The organism is Streptomyces sp. NPDC048516, from assembly GCF_043199875.1.
Classification (GTDB): Bacteria; Actinomycetota; Actinomycetes; order Streptomycetales; family Streptomycetaceae; genus Streptomyces.
The window spans coordinates 488,440-504,512 of sequence record NZ_JBICWS010000001.1; the positions used below are offsets into that span (position 1 = coordinate 488,440).

At 72.1% G+C, this 16,073-nt stretch carries 14 protein-coding genes; 10 read left to right on the forward strand and 4 right to left on the reverse strand.

What is annotated here, in order from left to right; genetic code table 11:
- The first annotated feature begins 10 nt into the window (after window positions 1-10).
- The 3 genes from ACGFR7_RS02255 to hypE all read left to right on the forward strand — a co-directional run bounded on the left by ACGFR7_RS02255 (window position 11) and on the right by hypE (window position 2,647).
- Complete coding sequence (locus ACGFR7_RS02255; RefSeq protein ID WP_393312003.1) at window positions 11-409, forward strand: HypC/HybG/HupF family hydrogenase formation chaperone; 399 nt, start codon at window positions 11-13, stop codon at window positions 407-409.
- A complete protein-coding gene (gene hypD / locus ACGFR7_RS02260) occupies window positions 406-1,530 on the forward strand; it encodes a hydrogenase formation protein HypD (RefSeq protein WP_393312005.1) in 1,125 nt (374 codons plus the stop codon). Before ACGFR7_RS02255 ends, hypD begins: the two co-directional genes overlap by 4 nt.
- 61 nt (window positions 1,531-1,591) lie before the next feature.
- Window positions 1,592-2,647 (forward strand): hydrogenase expression/formation protein HypE, encoded by a 1,056-nt coding sequence (gene hypE / locus ACGFR7_RS02265; protein WP_393312636.1) that lies wholly within the window; start codon window positions 1,592-1,594, stop codon window positions 2,645-2,647.
- 73 nt (window positions 2,648-2,720) lie between these two features.
- Here hypE and efeB read toward each other — a convergent pair whose 3' ends face one another.
- Entirely contained in the window at window positions 2,721-3,980 is a 1,260-nt protein-coding gene (gene efeB / locus ACGFR7_RS02270) for an iron uptake transporter deferrochelatase/peroxidase subunit (RefSeq protein WP_393312007.1), read from the reverse strand.
- Between the two features lie 293 nt (window positions 3,981-4,273).
- On the opposite strand from efeB, the gene ACGFR7_RS02275 reads away from it, so the two are divergent.
- Entirely contained in the window at window positions 4,274-4,780 is a 507-nt protein-coding gene (locus tag ACGFR7_RS02275; protein WP_393312009.1) for a hypothetical protein, read from the forward strand.
- Between the two features lie 72 nt (window positions 4,781-4,852).
- Here ACGFR7_RS02275 and ACGFR7_RS02280 read toward each other — a convergent pair whose 3' ends face one another.
- Window positions 4,853-6,283 (reverse strand): MFS transporter, encoded by a 1,431-nt coding sequence (locus ACGFR7_RS02280; RefSeq protein WP_393312011.1) that lies wholly within the window; start codon window positions 6,281-6,283, stop codon window positions 4,853-4,855.
- A 189-nt stretch (window positions 6,284-6,472) separates the two neighbouring features.
- Here ACGFR7_RS02280 and ACGFR7_RS02285 point away from each other — a divergent pair, with 189 nt between their 5' ends.
- The 4 genes from ACGFR7_RS02285 to ACGFR7_RS02300 all read left to right on the forward strand — a co-directional run bounded on the left by ACGFR7_RS02285 (window position 6,473) and on the right by ACGFR7_RS02300 (window position 11,170).
- Complete coding sequence (locus ACGFR7_RS02285) at window positions 6,473-7,228, forward strand: winged helix-turn-helix domain-containing protein (protein ID WP_393312013.1); 756 nt, start codon at window positions 6,473-6,475, stop codon at window positions 7,226-7,228.
- Between the two features lie 185 nt (window positions 7,229-7,413).
- Window positions 7,414-9,042 (forward strand): APC family permease, encoded by a 1,629-nt coding sequence (locus ACGFR7_RS02290; RefSeq protein ID WP_393312015.1) that lies wholly within the window; start codon window positions 7,414-7,416, stop codon window positions 9,040-9,042.
- 244 nt (window positions 9,043-9,286) lie between these two features.
- Window positions 9,287-10,120, forward strand: a complete 834-nt coding sequence (locus ACGFR7_RS02295) for a PP2C family protein-serine/threonine phosphatase (RefSeq protein ID WP_393312017.1) — start codon at window positions 9,287-9,289, stop codon at window positions 10,118-10,120.
- A gap of 63 nt (window positions 10,121-10,183) precedes the next feature.
- A complete protein-coding gene (locus ACGFR7_RS02300) occupies window positions 10,184-11,170 on the forward strand; it encodes an MASE1 domain-containing protein (protein ID WP_393312638.1) in 987 nt (328 codons plus the stop codon).
- Window positions 11,171-11,265: 95 nt separating this feature from the next.
- Here ACGFR7_RS02300 and ACGFR7_RS02305 read toward each other — a convergent pair whose 3' ends face one another.
- Complete coding sequence (locus ACGFR7_RS02305; RefSeq protein ID WP_393312019.1) at window positions 11,266-12,327, reverse strand: ATP-dependent DNA ligase; 1,062 nt, start codon at window positions 12,325-12,327, stop codon at window positions 11,266-11,268.
- Between the two features lie 117 nt (window positions 12,328-12,444).
- On the opposite strand from ACGFR7_RS02305, the gene ligD reads away from it, so the two are divergent.
- Both ligD and ACGFR7_RS02315 read left to right on the forward strand, forming a co-directional pair.
- Complete coding sequence (gene ligD / locus ACGFR7_RS02310) at window positions 12,445-13,458, forward strand: non-homologous end-joining DNA ligase (protein WP_393312021.1); 1,014 nt, start codon at window positions 12,445-12,447, stop codon at window positions 13,456-13,458.
- Window positions 13,459-13,972: 514 nt separating this feature from the next.
- Entirely contained in the window at window positions 13,973-14,308 is a 336-nt protein-coding gene (locus ACGFR7_RS02315; RefSeq protein ID WP_393312023.1) for a hypothetical protein, read from the forward strand.
- A 54-nt stretch (window positions 14,309-14,362) separates the two neighbouring features.
- On the opposite strand, the gene ACGFR7_RS02320 is transcribed toward ACGFR7_RS02315, so the two are convergent.
- Window positions 14,363-15,907 (reverse strand): AMP-binding protein, encoded by a 1,545-nt coding sequence (locus ACGFR7_RS02320; RefSeq protein ID WP_393312025.1) that lies wholly within the window; start codon window positions 15,905-15,907, stop codon window positions 14,363-14,365.
- Between the last annotated feature and the right edge of the window lie 166 nt (window positions 15,908-16,073).

Consider the following 16,073-nt stretch of genomic DNA (forward strand, 5'->3'; position numbering starts at 1 on the left):
GAGAGGCCCCATGTGCCTGGCGGTACCCGGCAAGGTATTGGACATCGAGGAACGGGACGGCACCCGGATGGCCACCGTCGACTTCGGCGGTGTGGTCAAGGAGGTGTGTCTGGAGTACGTCCCCGACCTGCAGGTCGGCGAGTACGCCATCGTCCACGTCGGCTTCGCGCTGCAACGGCTGGACGAGGAGTCCGCCCGCAAGACCCTGGCCCTGTTCGAGGAACTGGGCCTGCTGCAGGAGGAGTTCGGCGACCCCTGGGAGGCGGCGGCCGCGCCCCCGGAATGGGATGAGGCGGACACCGGGTCCGCCACCGGGTCCGCCACCGGGGCGGGCGCCGGGTTGGGCGCCGGGGTGGGTGCCGCACCCGCGGCCGCGGTGGGCGACGGAGCGCAGGAGGCGGGCCGGTGAAGTACCTCGACGAGTTCCAGAACCCCGAGCTCGCCCGCCGGCTGCTGGACGAGATCCGGTCCACGGTGACCCGGCCCTGGGCCCTGATGGAGGTCTGCGGCGGGCAGACCCACACCATCATCCGCCACGGCATCGACCAACTGCTGCCCGAGCAGGTCGAGTTGATCCACGGGCCGGGCTGTCCGGTCTGTGTGACGCCGCTGGAGGTCATCGACAAGGCCCTGGAGATCGCCGCCCGCCCCGACGTGATCTTCTGTTCCTTCGGTGACATGCTCCGCGTCCCCGGCAGCGACCGGGACCTGTTCCAGGTGCGCAGCCGGGGCGGCGATGTACGGGTCGTCTACTCCCCGCTCGACGCGCTGAAGATCGCTCAGCAGAACCCGGACCGCGAGGTGGTGTTCTTCGGCATCGGCTTCGAAACCACCGCACCGCCCAATGCCATGACGGTGTATCAGGCCCGTAAGCTCGGCATCCCCAACTTCAGCCTGCTGGTCTCGCACGTCCGGGTGCCCCCCGCGATCGAGGCCATCATGACCTCGCCCGGCTGCCGGGTCCAGGCGTTCCTCGCCGCCGGTCATGTGTGCAGTGTGATGGGGATGGAGGAGTACCCGGAACTGGCCGCACGCCACCGGGTGCCGATCGTGGTCACCGGCTTCGAGCCCCTGGACATCCTGGAGGGCATCCGCCGCACCGTCCGCCAGCTGGAGCGCGGCGAACACACCGTGGACAACGCCTACCCCCGCGCCGTACGCAGCGAGGGCAACCCGGCGGCCCGGGCCATGCTCGCGGATGTCTTCGAGGTCACCGACCGTTCCTGGCGCGGCATCGGCACCATCCCGGCCAGCGGCTGGCGGCTGTCGGAGCGCTACCGCGACTACGACGCCGAGCACCGCTTCTCCGTAGGCGGCATCACCACCAAGGAACCCGCCGCCTGCCGCAGCGGGGAAGTCCTCCAGGGGTTCATCAAGCCGCACGAGTGCGAGGCCTTCGGGACGCTGTGCACCCCGCGCACCCCGCTCGGCGCCACCATGGTCTCCAGCGAGGGCGCCTGCGCCGCCTACTACCTCTACCGCCGACTCGGCACCACGCCCACCCCCCAGGAGGCGAGCCCCGTTGTCTGACACCGTCCACCCCACCCCCGGCGGTTCCACCCGCGGCGGCCCCACCCCGGCCGACCGCGGCCTGCCCACCGTCGACATCTCCGGCTGGACCTGCCCCACCCCGCTCCGCGACCAGCCCCGCGTCGTCATGGGACACGGCGGGGGCGGCGCACTGTCCGCGGAACTCGTCCAGCAGATCTTCGCCCCTGCCTTCGGCGGCGAGATCCTTGCCCAGCTCGGTGACTCCGCCGCGGTGTCCCTCGGCGGTGTGCGCCTCGCGTTCTCCACCGACTCCTATGTCGTCCGGCCGCTCTTCTTCCCCGGCGGCTGCATCGGCGACCTCGCCGTCAACGGCACCGTCAACGACCTCGCCATGAGCGGCGCCCGGGCCGCCTACCTCTCCTGTGGCTTCATCCTGGAGGAAGGCGTGGAGATGCCGGTGGTCGCCGGTGTCGCCGACGCCATGGGCGCGGCCGCGCGGGCCGCCGGTGTCGAGGTGGCCACCGGCGACACCAAGGTCGTCGAGGCGGGCCACGGCGACGGCGTCTACCTCAACACCGCCGGCATCGGGCTGATCCCGGCGGGCGTCGATCTGCGCCCGCAGCGCGTCACCCCCGGCGATGTGGTGATCGTCAGCGGCGACATCGGCCTGCACGGCGTGGCCATCATGAGCGTCCGCGAGGGGCTGGAATTCGGCGTCGAGATCGAGAGTGACTGCGCGGCCCTCGGCGGCCTCGTCGAGGCCATGCTCGCCGTCACCCCCGACCTGCATGTGCTGCGCGACCCCACCCGTGGCGGGCTGGCCGCCGCGCTGTGCGAAATCGCCACCGCCTCGTGCACCGGCATCGTCATCCAGGAACGTGCCATCCCGGTTCCGCCGGCCGTCGCCAACGCCTGTGCGATCCTCGGCCTGGACCCGATGTACGTCGCCAACGAGGGCAAGCTGGTGGCCTTCGTGCCCCGCGAGCACGCCGACGCCGTGCTGGACGCCATGCGCGCGCACCCTCTGGGAGCCGGCGCCGCGATCATCGGCGAGGCCGTCGCCACCCACCCCGGCATGGTGGTGGCCGGCACCCCGCTGGGCGGCACCCGGGTGGTCGATCTGCCGCTGGGGGAGCAGCTGCCGCGGATCTGCTGAGCGGTCCCCCGGCGTACGACCGAGGGCGGCACCGGTTCCCCGGTGCCGCCCTCGGCGTGGGTGTCCCTTGCGCTCAGGTCTTCTTCAGCAGCCCGGAACCGAACCAGTCGTCGGCGTCCCGTACCCCGGGCAGGATGAAGAAGTAGCCTCCGCCGAGCGGGGTGATGAACTTGGACAGCGGCTCGTGCCGCAGCCGCCGCTGGACGGTCGCGAACTGCCGCTCGGGGTTTTGCTGGTAGCCGCAGAAGACCAGTCCCAGGTCCATCCGTCCGGACTGGTCGAAGCCCTGGTCGTAGTTGTAACTCCGGCGCAGGAAGCGGGACCTGTCGGTCTTCTCGGTGCGCGGGTTGGCCAGCCGGATATGTGAGTCGAGCGGGATCTTCCTGCCGTGCGGGTCGTCGCGGTACTTCGGCGGGTCATTCTCCTGCTTGCCGTCCAGGGGGGCACCGCTCGCCTTGCGCCGCCCGAAGATCTGCTCCTGCCGGGCCACCGGCACCTTGTCCCACTTCTCGATGTGGAAGCGGATCAGACGCAGCACCTGATAGCTGCCGCCCAGCGCCCAGTCCGGCTCACCGCAGGGCGGGGTCACCCACATCAGCCGGTTCATCTCCCGGGCCGATCCGGTGTCCGGATTGACGATGCCGTCCTTGAAGCCGATGAAGGTACGCGGTGAGCCCGAGGGCCGCGACGGGTTGAGGAAGGCGTCCGCGCGCCAACGGGGCCGCAGCAGGCCGTGCGTCTCCCGTGCCAGATCGCGCAGCACATGGACGATGGCGTCCGGGTGCTGGGCGCAGATCTGCAGCGACAGGTCACCGTGACAGCGCGCCGGCTCCAGCCGGTCGTCGGGGAACGCCGGCATGGCCTTGAGGTGCCGGGGCTTGTGGCCGGAGAGCCCGAACCGGTCGTCGAACAGGGAGGCGCCGACGCCGAGCGTGATGGTGAGCGAGTCGGGGGTGGGCCGTTCCGAGGCGACCTGCTCGTCCAGCGGCTTCACCCCGTCCGTCAGCACCCGGCAGCGCGTGGTGAGCTTCTGGAACAGCTCGGTCAGTCCTTCGCGGCCCTCGGCCACCACATCGAAGCCGACGAACCCGGCGAAGAGCTGCTGGGGAGTCACAATGCCGGCCTGATGGCGGCCCTGGAAGGGCACCTTGTCGGGCAGTCCCGCGTTGTCGCGGAGCCCGCTCGCGGAACGGTCCGCAGCGGCGGCGGCTGCCTGACCGCCGAGCCCCGTCGCGGCCGCGACACCCGCGATCCCCGCCGCGCACTTGAGGAAGCCCCGGCGTCCGTCTTCGCGCACAGGGGCATGTTCGTCCCCGGCCTGATCACATCTCATCGTCCCGCCCATCCTGACTACTGAGTCGTCCGGAAGCCGCGTACGTGGCACCAACCTGTGCGCGATGCTCGTCGCCCACGACGCGGCGGCCGGGAGCAACACGGCATCGGTGCCGGATATCACGCCCTGGCCACGGGCCGGTCGTCCGAATGGCGCAGCACGCGTGCCCTCCGCGCGACAGGGCCATGGAGCGCTTCTAGCGTCGGCCCTGTGACCTGCCCGGACACGGCACAGCGCAACGCCGGGGCCGCTGGTCACCTACCGCGCTCCACCACCGATCCGACGGACCTCACATGAGTACATCCACCGACGCGAGCACAGTCATCGGCGAGGCCAGACCCGCCGGTGACGGCACCTCCACCGAGGCGAGTGACGCCCTCGGCGCAGCCGCCGTCGCCGCCGACGGCACGGCCATCGGCGCGGGCACGGTCACGGGCGAGCCCGCACCCGTCGCTGCGGACACCCCCGCCGAGGAGGACGGGGTCACCGAGTCGGACGGGGCCACCGGCGAGAGCGCGGCGGCCGGGGATGCTGCGGCCGCGGGCGAGGGCACGGCCGTCGATGACGCGGTGCCGGCCGCCGAGGGGATGCCGCTCGACGGCCTGCCCGCCTCCTGGCTGCGTATCGAGAAGGGCCATGCCGAGCCCGAGGAAATCGCGGCGATCAGCGTCGTGCTGTGCGCGCAACTCGCCGGTCTGCGCGCCCTCGCCGAGCCCGGCCACGCCGAGGAGCGGCCCGCCGCCCGGCGTCCCCACGCCCGGCACACCGCATGCTGGTCGGGCTGCTGGAGCTGCGGCTGAGCCTCGGGCGGGCGCACCTCCGGCCGGTGCTTCCCGCCCGGCAAGCCGGCAGCCGGCAGCCGGATCCGCCCGTCACGTCCGGTACTCCCGCGTCCGGTTCTCCCGCGTCCGGTGCTCCGCCGGGCCGGTGCCCGGGATGCAGCGGGCGGAGAGGACCGCCGCGACGAGGAAGCCCACGGCGCCGATGCCCACCGCGGTGTGCAGGCCCGGGACGAGCCCGGTGGCCACCAGCGTGCCGAAGAGCGCGACGCCGAGGGCGCTGCCGATCTGCCGCGCGGCATTGAACACGGCGGCCGCGGCACCGCTGCGCTCGCCCGGCGCGGCCTCCATCACGGCCGCCGTGGAGGCCGGCATGGTCAGCGCGGTGCCGAAGCCGGCGCAGGCCATGGGCGCCACCAGTGCGAGATACGGCGTGTCAGGGCCGGCCATGAGCCAGCCGGCCAGTCCGGCCGCGCCCACCACCAGGCCCGCCACCATGGGCAGCCGCGGTCCGGTGCGGGCCGTGATCCGTCCGGCCAGCGCGGAGCCGACGGCCACCACACCGACCGCGGGCAGCAGCGCGCATCCGGTCCGCAGGGCGCTGTAGTGATGAACTCCCTGGAAGTACAGCGGGGCGAGGAACAGCAGCCCGTAGAAGCCGGTGTTGAGCAGCACGCCGATGACCGCCGAGGCCGAGAAGGCGCGGGCGCGGAAGAGCGCGAGCGGCAGCATCGGGGCGGGTGAGCGCCGCTCCAGTATGAGGAAGGCGACGAGTCCGACGAGGCACCCGGCGAAGGCGCCGAGGACGGCCGGATGCGTCCAGCCCAGCGCCCCGGCCTCGATGCATCCGGTGACCAGGCCCGCGAGGCACACCGCCCCCGCGGTCTGAGCCGGGAGGCCCAGGCCGCGGCGGGTGCGGCCGGCGGGGGAGCGGGGGACGTGACGGGAGGTGAGGAACAGCGCGGCGAGGCCGACGGGGAGATTGAGGAAGAACACCGACCGCCAGCCGAGCCCGGCGACCAGGACGCCGCCCAGGACGGGACCGGCCCCGGCGGCGAGGCCCGCGACGGTGCCCCAGATACCGAACGCGCGGGCCCGCGCCGCCCGGCCGGGGTACGCGGTCCGCAGCAGTGCCAGTGAGGCCGGCACCATCAGCGCCGCGCCCAGCCCCTGCACGAGCCGGGCCAGGACCAGCACCGTGGCGGTGGGCGCCAGCGCGCATCCGGCGGAGGCGAGGGTGAACACCACCAGGCCGCTCAGGAACACCGCCTTGCCGCCCAGCCGGTCGCCGAGTCCGCCACAGAAGAGCAGCAGCCCGGCGAACACCAGGGTGTAGCCGTCCACCACCCATTGGAGCCCGGTCACCCCGGTGTGCAGGGCGCTGCCGACTGCCGGGAGAGCGACCGTGACGACGGTGACGTCCAGGATGACCATGAAGTACCCCAGGCACACGGCGACGAGCGGCAGCGGCGTGAGCCGGTCCGCGGTCCGTGGTGCCGTGGTGGGTACGCAGAGCGTGGGCATACGGCCAGTGTTCTGCCGGATCCTTACGGCAGACGCCGAAATGTTCTCGCGCCAGGGGGAGACACCGGCCAGGGTGAGACGCCCCGCCAGAGTGAGCCGCCCGCCAGGGAAAGACACCCCCTGGGGCCCGGCCGGAGCGGGAGAACGTTTCGCCCGCTGCCGAAACGTGAGCGGCGTACGGTCGGGAACATGGATGCCCCGACCGAGACCGACGTGGCTCATGTGGCGGCGGCGATCGGTGACCCCTCCCGCGCCAAGGTGCTGCTGGCCCTCGCCGGGGGCGGCGCGCTGCCGGCCGGCGCCCTCGCCGCCGAGGCCGGGGTCAGCAACTCCACCATCAGCGGCCATCTGGCCAAGCTCCTCGACGCACGGCTGCTGACCGTGGAGCTCGACGGCCGCCACCGCTACTACCGGCTCGCCACCACGGACGTCGCCCGCGCTCTGGAACAGCTCGCCCTGATCGCCCGTCCCCTGCCGGTGCGGTCCCTGAACGCCGACACCCGCGCCAAGGCCCTGTGGCGCGCACGCCTCTGCTACGACCACCTGGCGGGGCGGCTCGGCGTCGCCGTGATGAGCGCCCTCCAGGAGCAGGACATCCTCGCCGCCGAGCGGACGGTGCAAAGCGGGGGCGCCACGGACCCGGACGCGGGCGCCGCTGCCACGGACCTCGTCTACGTCCTCACTTTGCACGGCCGCCGGGAGCTGACCGCCTTCGGCGTCGAGACGGACCGCCTCCCCCGCCGCCGGGCATCCGTCCGTTACTGCGTCGACTGGGCCGAGCAGCGCCACCATCTGGCCGGCGCGCTCGGCGCCGCCCTCACCGCCCGGCTCTTCGCCCTGGAATGGCTCCGCCACGGGAAGTACCGCCGCGTCGTCCATCTCACCGACGCCGGGCGGGACGGCCTGGCGACGACGTTCGGCGTCCCGGTCGACCGGATCGGATGAGGCAGCCCGCCGCGGGGCGTCCCTGACGGAACGGGGCGCACCCTCCGGTACCCCCTCACTGCGCTGCGTGTTCGTCCGATGCGCTGTGTGCAGGAAGTGTCCGCTGGTGGAGCGGAAGATTCCTCTTCGGCGATCGTCGAGTAGGGTCCGGCGAGCCGGAACAGTGAATCAAGGAGGCCGCTTTCGTGACGGAGCGTCAGGTATCAGGTGGAGGCGACGGGGCCGGCGCCCCACAAGTGCTGGCGCAGGAGCGCCGATTGCGCCGTGACCTGGGCTTCTGGGGGCTGACGGGTATCGGCTTCTCCAATATCGTCGGTTCCGGCTGGCTGTTCGCCGCCCTGTACGCGGCACAGACGGCCGGCCCCGCGGCGCTGTTGTCCTGGATCGGGGCCGGGCTGTTGTGCGGCCTGGTCGCCCTGGTCATGATCGAGCTCGGCGCCAGCCGCCCGGAGGGCGGCGGCACGGTCCGCTGGCCGCTGTTCGCCAGCGGCCGGCTCGTCGGCACCCTCATCGGCTGGTCGACGATGCTGTCGGTGGGCGGCACCGCCGCCGAGATCAGCGCGATCATGCAGTACGCCGCGCACTACATTCCGGGCATCTACAACGGCCACACCCTCACCGTCTGGGGACTGGTCCTGGCCACCGGACTCAGCGTGGTGCTGACGGTGCTGAACTGGTTCGCGGTGCGGCTGTTCGCCCGGCTCAACAACCTGATCTCGGTGTTCAAGATCCTCGTCCCGGTGATCACCGTGGTGGCACTGATCGCCTCCGGCTGGCACTCCGGCCGGCTGACGGACCACGGCGGATTCGCCCCGTACGGCTATGTCGCCTGTCTGACCGCGCTGGCCGGCGGCGGCATCGTCTACTCCGTCAACGGCTTCCAGGCGCCGCTGGACTTCTCGGGCGAGACCCGAAACCCCCGCCGGACCATCCCCGCCGCGGTCCTCACCGGTATCGGCCTCGCGGTCGCCATGTACCTGGCGCTGCAGCTGGCGTTCCTCTTCACCGTCCCCGAGAATCTGCTCGGCCACGGCTGGCACGGAGTTTCCTTCGACTCGCCGTTCGGCCAGCTCGCGCTGATCCTCAACCTGCACTGGCTCGCCAGCCTGCTCTACGCGGACGCGGTGATCTCGCCCGGCGGTTCGGCCTACGTCGGCGTGGCGATCGACGCGCGGCACACCTACGCGCTCGCCAAGAACGGCACCATCCCGCGGTACTTCATGAAGGTCAACGAGCGGTTCGGCATCCCGCGCCGGGCCCTGGCGATCAACCTCCTCGTCATCGTGATCTTCCTGCTGCCGTTCGGCGGCTGGCAGGACATCGTGAGCGTCATGGGCGATATGTATCTGCTGATCTACGCCGCCTCCGCGGTCGCGGTCGCGGTGTTCCGCGCCGAGCCGGGCGGCCACACCGCCGGCTGGGTCCCCGGGCTGCGCTGGATCGCACCGCTCAGCTTCGTGGTGGCCAGCGAGTTCGTCTACTGGTCGGGCTGGGACGACCTGCGCCTCGCCCTGCCCCTGGTCCTCGGCGGCCTGCTGATCTTCCTGGCCATGCGCCGCCCCGGTGTGCGCGTCGAGGACGACGGCGCCGGCCCGAGCCGTCCGCTCGGTGCCGAACTCCGCACCGGTGCCTGGCTGGTGGTCTACCTCGTGGCCCTGACCGTGGTCTCCGGGCTGGGCACCTTCGGGGGCTCCGGCCATCTGCCGGCACCGTACGACTCGATCACCGTGGCCGCCCTGGCGCTGGCGGTCTTCTTCTGGGCCGTACGGTCCGGCGTCCGGCATCTGGCGGTGGCCCGCCCGGCGGCCGCCTGAGTCCGGCCCCGTGGCGCGGCGGCGGGCCGGACGACCCGGCAGTCCCGGTCGTCCGGGCCGGCCGCCCGCCCGGGCCCGCCGCCCCGCCCCGCAGCCGTCAAGCGGAAGTCCCCCCGCAGAAATAAGATGAACCGGGAGAGGCGGGCTCCACCGGAGCCCCGTCAGGCCAGGTCAGGCGGCCACCGCGGACTGCCGTACGGAGCGCGCTCCCTGGCGGGCACACCGATGCACCTGGGAGCGGCCCATGCTGCGGCGTCGTCCCCCGCGGTCGGCGAGCGCCGACGACCTGCTGACCACGCTCGGACGGCTGACCGCCCAGGCGCGGGAGGGCGCCGAGAAGCAGCGGGCGCGCGTGGAGCTGGCCGAGGCGCTGCAGCACGAGATGCTGCCGGCCGCGCTGCCGGGCGTACCGGGGCTGCGCGCCGCCGCCACCTACGTGCCCGCCCGGCACGGACTGGACATCGGGGGTGACTGGTACGACGGCTTCCGCCTGTCCGACGGGGCGCTCGCCTTCTGCATCGGTGATGTACAGGGCCACGACGTCGAGGCGGCCGCCTTCATGGGGCAGATCCGCTTCGGGCTGCGGGCCGTCGCCGGTCACGCCGCCGACCCGGGCGAGGTGCTGAGCCGGGCCAACGACCTGCTGGTCTCGGTCGACTGCGGCCTCTTCGCGACCTGCACCTTCGTCCGCTTCGACCCGGTCGCCCGGGAGCTGTGCAGCGCCCGGGCCGGTCATGTTCCGGCTGTCTGGGCCACCACCGACGGCCGCTCCGGCCTCGCCGAAGACCCCGGGGGCCTGCCGCTGGGCATCATGCCGGGTGAGCGGTACCCGGTGACCTGCCACCGGTTCGCCACCGCGGGGGTGTTCGTGCTGCTCACCGACGGCGTGGTCGAGGGACCGTCCTTCCCGATAGAGGCCGGGCTGACACAGGTGACCCGACTGGTCAGCGCCAACGCCGACGGTGATCCGGCCACGGTGGCCGATGCGGCGATCAGCGTGGCCGAGTTCACCGGGCACACCGATGACTCGGCGGTGCTCGTACTGCGCTTCGACCCGGCCCCGCCCGAAGCCGGGTGAAGCGCGGTCCGGGCGTGCGTGTCGCAGCCGGCGCCCGGCCCCCGGCGTTGTCTGATGGCTGATGTGGTGCGCACCGAGGAACTCCGCCGTCTTGCACCCCTCGCCCTGACGATCCTCGGCCTCGCCGGCGTCTACTACGCGTCCGCCCGGATCGGCCTGCTGGAGCAGGTGGTCATCTCGGGTGCCGTGGTCACGCCGCTGTGGCCGCCGACGGGTGTCTCCCTGAGCTGTCTGCTCCTCCTGGGCCTGCGGACCTGGCCGGGCATCGCCCTCGGCACCCTCGCGGTCGTCGCCACGATCAACCCGCTCGACGTCTCGGTCCTCGGGATCATGGCGGGCAACACCCTTGCCCCGGTGTGCGCCTTCTGGATGCTCCGCCGGGTGGGATTTCGCACCGCACTCGACCGGCTGCGCGACGGGGTGGCGCTGGTCGCCCTCGGCGCCTTCGCCGGGATGCTGATCAGCGCGACGCTGGGCACCGGGACGCTCTACCTCAAAGGTGCCCTGCCGGGCGGCGGCTTCTGGCGGACCTGGGTGGCCTGGTGGGTGGGCGATGCGATGGGCATCCTCGTCATCACCCCGCTCCTCCTCGTCTGCCGCACGATCCGGTGGCCCCGCGGCGTCCCGGGCTATCGGTGGGCGGAGGCGGCGGCCCTGCTGGTCGCCACGGTCGCGGTCGCGGTCATCGCGATCCGCAGCGAGCTGTCGCTGCTCTTCCTGGTCTTCCTGGTGATCGTCTGGGCCGCGTTGCGCTTCCAGCTGGCGGGTGCCGCGCCCTGCGTGCTGCTGGTGTCCGTCCTGGTCATCAGGGCGGCAACGGCCCGGACCGGACCGTTCGAGGGCCAGAGTCTGCTGGAGGCGATGGTCAATCTGCAGGCCCTCAACGCGTCCGCGGCGCTCACCGCGCTGCTGCTGTCGGCGATCGTCACCGAGCAGAACACCATCCGCCGCAAGATCGAGCAGGCCTGCAGCGAACTGGCCGACGTGGTGGACCGGCTGGCGCCGGGGGAGAGCCGGCGCCGCTGGCCGCCGGACGGTGACCCCACCTGACCTGGCGTCCGGTGGCCTCCGGTGGCCTCCGGCGAGCCGCGCCGCCCGGCCGGCCCGGCAGCAACCGCCCGGCCGGCCCGCCGGCAACCGCGCGGTCAGCCCGGCAGCAGCCTTCCCAGGTCGTACCCCACCGGCTCCTCCAGCTGGGCGTAGGTGCAGCTTTGCGGCGTACGGTCAAGGCGCCAGTGACGGAACTGGGCGGTATGACGGAACCTGCTGCCCTCCATGTGGTCGTAGGCGACCTCGCACACCCGCTCCGGGCGCAGCGGTACCCACGACAGGTCCTTGCCGCCGCTCCAGCGGCTGGGCCCGCCGGGCATCCGCCGGGAGGCATGCGCCGCCTCGTCGGTCCACGCGCCCCACGGATGGCCCGAGACCTCGTCCATCCGCAGCGGCGCCAGCTCCTCGACCAGCGCACGCCGCCTGGCCATGGGGAACGAGGCGCACACCCCGACGTGCTGCAGCTGCCCGTCGCCGTCGTACAGGCCCAGAAGCAGGGAACCGACCACCGGCCCGCTCTTGTGCAGCCGGTAGCCCGCGACCACACAGTCGGCGGTCCGGGCATGCTTGATCTTGAACATGGCACGGTCGCCTGGCCGGTACGGCAGATCGAGCGGCTTGGCGATCACCCCGTCCAGCCCCGCCCCCTCGAACTGGGTGAACCACCGGCGCGCCAGCTCCTGGTCCCTCGTCGCGGGCGCCGTGTACACCGGCGCCCCGGCCGGGCGCAGCGCCTCGACCAGGGCTTCCCTGCGTGCCGACTGCGGCTCGTGCAGCAGCGCGTCGGAGCCGAGCGCCAGCAGGTCGAAGGCGACCAGCGAGGCGGGCGTCCGCCCGGCGAGGGTGCGGACCCGGGAGTCCGCCGGGTGGATGCGCTCCAGCAGCTCCTCGAAGTGCAGTCGGCCGTCATGCGCGATGACGATCTCGCCGTCGACGACGCAGCGCGGCGGCAGCTCGGCCCGTGCCGCGGTGACCACTTCGGGGAAGTAGCGGGTGAGCGATTTCGTCGTACGGCTGGCGATCTCGACCTCCTCGCCGTCCCGGAAGACGATGACGCGGAAGCCGTCCCACTTGGCCTCGTACAGCATGCCGGCGGGGATGCCGGTCACCGGCTTCGCGAGCATGGGGGAGACCGGGGGCATGACGGGCAGGTCCATGGTCTTGATCCTGAGGGCCGGCGCGGCATCCCGCGCGCCGGGACGGCCGCTCCGCTGGACGCCGGCCGCCGCCTCGCCCGGCGCGCGGCGGCGGTGACCGGAATCTAGCGTGGAGTCATGGCCGGAGCCGGAGCTGTCGAACTGGACGTCGCGGGGCGCACCGTGCGCGTGACCCACCCCGACAAGACGTATTACCCGGAGCGCGGATTCACCAAGCTGGACGTGGCGCAGTACTACCTCGCCGTCGCCGACGGGGTGCTGCGCGGGCTGCGCGACCGGCCCACCACCATGCAGCGCTTCCCCGACGGCGTCGAGGGCGAGTTCTTCTACCAGAAGCGGGCGCCCAAGGGGATGCCGGACTGGCTGCCCACCGCCCGTATCGCCTTCCCCAGCGGCCGCTTCGCCGACGAGATGTGCCCCACCGAACCCGCGGCGGTCCTCTGGGCGGCCAATCTGGGGTGTCTGACGTTCCATCCATGGCCCGTCCGGCGCGGTGACACCGAGCACCCCGACGAACTGCGCATCGACCTCGACCCGCAGCCCGGCACCGACTTCGCGGACGCCGTACGGGTGGCCCACCTCCTGCGTGAGCTGCTGACGGAACACGGGCTGCGCGGCTGGCCCAAGACGTCCGGCGGCCGCGGCGTGCACGTCTATGTGCCGATCCGCCCCCACTGGACCTTCACCGAGGTCAGACGGGCCGCGATCACCCTGGCCCGGGCGCTGGAGCGCCGGATGCCGGACCTGGTGACCTCGGCATGGTGGAAGGAGGAGCGCGGCGCGAAGGTCTTCGTCGACTACAACCAGATGGCCCGGGACCGGACCATTGCCTCCGCCTATTCTCTGCGCGCCCGGCCCCGGGCGACCGTCTCCACCCCGTTGCACTGGGACGAGCTGTCCGATGCCGCGCCCGAGGACTTCGATCTGCGGACGGTCCCCCCGCGGTTCGCCGCACTCGGCGATGTGCACGCGGACATGGCGGACCACGCCTTCGGCCTGGAATCCGTCCTGGAGCTCGCGGACCGTCAGGCGGCGGACGAAGGACTGGGCGATATGCCCTATCCGCCCGACCATCCGAAGATGCCGGGCGAGCCGTCCAGGGTCCAGCCGAGCCGCGCCCGCAAGAACTGAAGCCGTGCGTCGCGCCGAAGCCGTGCGTCGCGAGAGCTGAAGCCCGTGCCCACCTGCGCGCCCCGTCCGGCCGCGAGAGCTGACGGAAGAGTGCGCGCCGCGCGGCCGGGCCTGCTGACCGGCCTCCTCCCGTGGAGGCCGGGCGTTCCGGTGCTCCGGGCCGTTCGTCGGTCCCGGGACGTTGGCCGGTCCCGCGCCGTCCCACCCGGTGCCCGGTGCCGGCGCCGGCCGCCCCGGCCCGCGCAGACGGAGACCGCGGCCACGGCGGTGATGCCCGGGCACCGCACCGGGCGAAGTGCGCCGCGAGGGCGAACGTACCGTCATCGCGGCGCACTTCGAGCACCCGGCCCATGACTCCCACTCAGGGCATTCACCAGGCCGCTTTGCCGATCCATTACCGCTATCGGAGCAATTCTTGGGGCCGTTGGAGTGGCTGTCCGCCGTGTCTGCTGGGTTTGCGGTGGGGCGCGGTACTCATCAAATGTCAGATTTCCTGCCAAACAGGAGAAACGCAATGCGCAAGTTCATAGGCCGCTCCGTGGCCACCGCGGCCCTTGCCGCCGCTACCGTCGTCCCGCTCGCCGGCATGGCTTCAGCCACCCCGCAGGCGCCGACCGCATCTTCCAAGGGCGACCACCACGGTCGTCACCACCACGGTCGTCACCACCACAGGCACCACTGCAACCACCACGGCGGCTTCGACCGTTTCGGCTTCGGTGGCTTCGGCGGCCTCGGTGGCTTCGGCGGCCTCGGCGGCTACGGCGGCTTCGGCGGCTTCGGCGGCTGCGGCTTCGGCAACTACGGCTACGGCTTCGGGGGCTTCCCCTTCGGTCTGCTGGGCATCCTCTGACGGCAGTTGTACCAACAGGCCGCCGCAGCCCCCGGCTGCGGCGGCTCGTCGCTGTCAGCCCAGGGCACCGGCCTCCTGCTCGGCCTGCCGGCGCAGCTCCTTCTTGTCGGGCTTTCCGGCATCGGTCAGCGGCAGCGCCTCGACAAAGGTGATCCGGGCCGGCTCGTACATCGCACCGCGCTCCGCGCAGACCATCTCGCGCAACTGCTGCCCGTCGACGCTGCTGCCGGGCGCCCGCACCACCGCCGCGTGCACCCGCTCCATGCGGTCGGCGTCACGGACCCCGAACACGGCGCTCTGCAGTACCTGCGGGTGCGAGTTCAGCAGGTCCTCCAGCTCCGTCGTGTACACATGGCCGCCAACGACGACGATCATGTCCTTGATCCGGTCGACGATCGTCAAGTACCCCTCGTCGTCGAGGAATCCGATGTCCCCGGTGTGCAGCCACCCGTCCCGCAGGACTTCGGCGGTCAGCTCGGGCTGCTTCCAGTACCCCTTCATGATCATGTCGGAGCGGACGCAGATCTCGCCGTGTTCACCGGCCGGCAGATCGCGGCCCGATTCGTCGCGGACCACCACCTCGACGTCGGGCAGCACCTTCCCCGCCGACCGCAGCCGCTCGGGGCGCTGCGGGTCGTGGTCCTCCTGGGTGAGCACGCTGATGCCGCCGGCCTCGTTCTGCCCGTAGGCCTGCATCAGCACCGGGCCGAACGTCCTCACCGCGTCGGCTATCCGGGCCGGGGAGGCCTGGCAGCCGCCGTAGGTCAGCATCCGCAGGCTGGAGGTGTCGGTGCGCGGGGCGTCCGGGTGGTCCATCAACTGGTAGAGCAGCGGCGGCAGCAGGAAGACATCGGTGATGCGCTCGCGTTCGATGGCGGCGAGCGCGGCGCTCGGGTCGAAGTCGTCGAGCAGCACGACCGTGCCGCCTGCGTGCAGAGTGCTGTCGGCCATCAGGCCCGCCGCGTGCGCGAGGGTGGTGCACACCAGCTGGCGGCGTTCGACCTCCGGCTGCTGGAGTATCCCGTGGAACCAGCGTGCCTGCTCGAAGGTGGTGCAGATGCCCTTCGGGTGGCCGGTGGTGCCGCCGGTGTGGCGGATGGTGCAGACGTCGCCGGGCCGGGCCCGGCCCGCGAACGGCTCGTCGGACTGACCGGCCACCAGCTCCAGCAGATCCGTGCCCACCTTGGCGGGGCCGAGGACGAGAACCTCCGGCACCGGCGCCAACTCGGTGACCTCGGCGGCCCGTTCGGCATAGCGCGGATCGACGATCAGGGCGCGGGTCTCGACATCGCGGACGATGGCGGCCTGGGACTCGGCGGACAGCTTGTTGTAGAGGTAGTTGACCCGGGCGCCGACCAGGTTGGCGGCGTAACGGGCTGCGATGATCTCCGGGAGATTGCCGCTCAGGAGCGTGACGGTCGCATCGCGGCCGACGCCCCGGGCGCACAGTGCCCGTGCCATGCGGTGGACCAGTGAGCGGAACTCGCCCGCCGTGACGCGGCGGCCTTGGTGTACCAGGACTTCGCGCCCCGGGTCGGCGCTAAGTACATCGAGGTTCTCCTCTACATAGGTACGGAATGTCCGGGCGGCGATGGGCATGATGTGAGGCTTCCTCCTGACGCCGGCGGGCGTAGTCGGCAACGCCGGATGTGATGTACATGGATTTGGTTGCTACAGGCAACAAAATCAGGATAGTCGCTGCAGATCGACATCTCCAAGTCGGTCTCCGTATCGGTCTGCACGCCGGCCGGGGACGCGAGGGGAA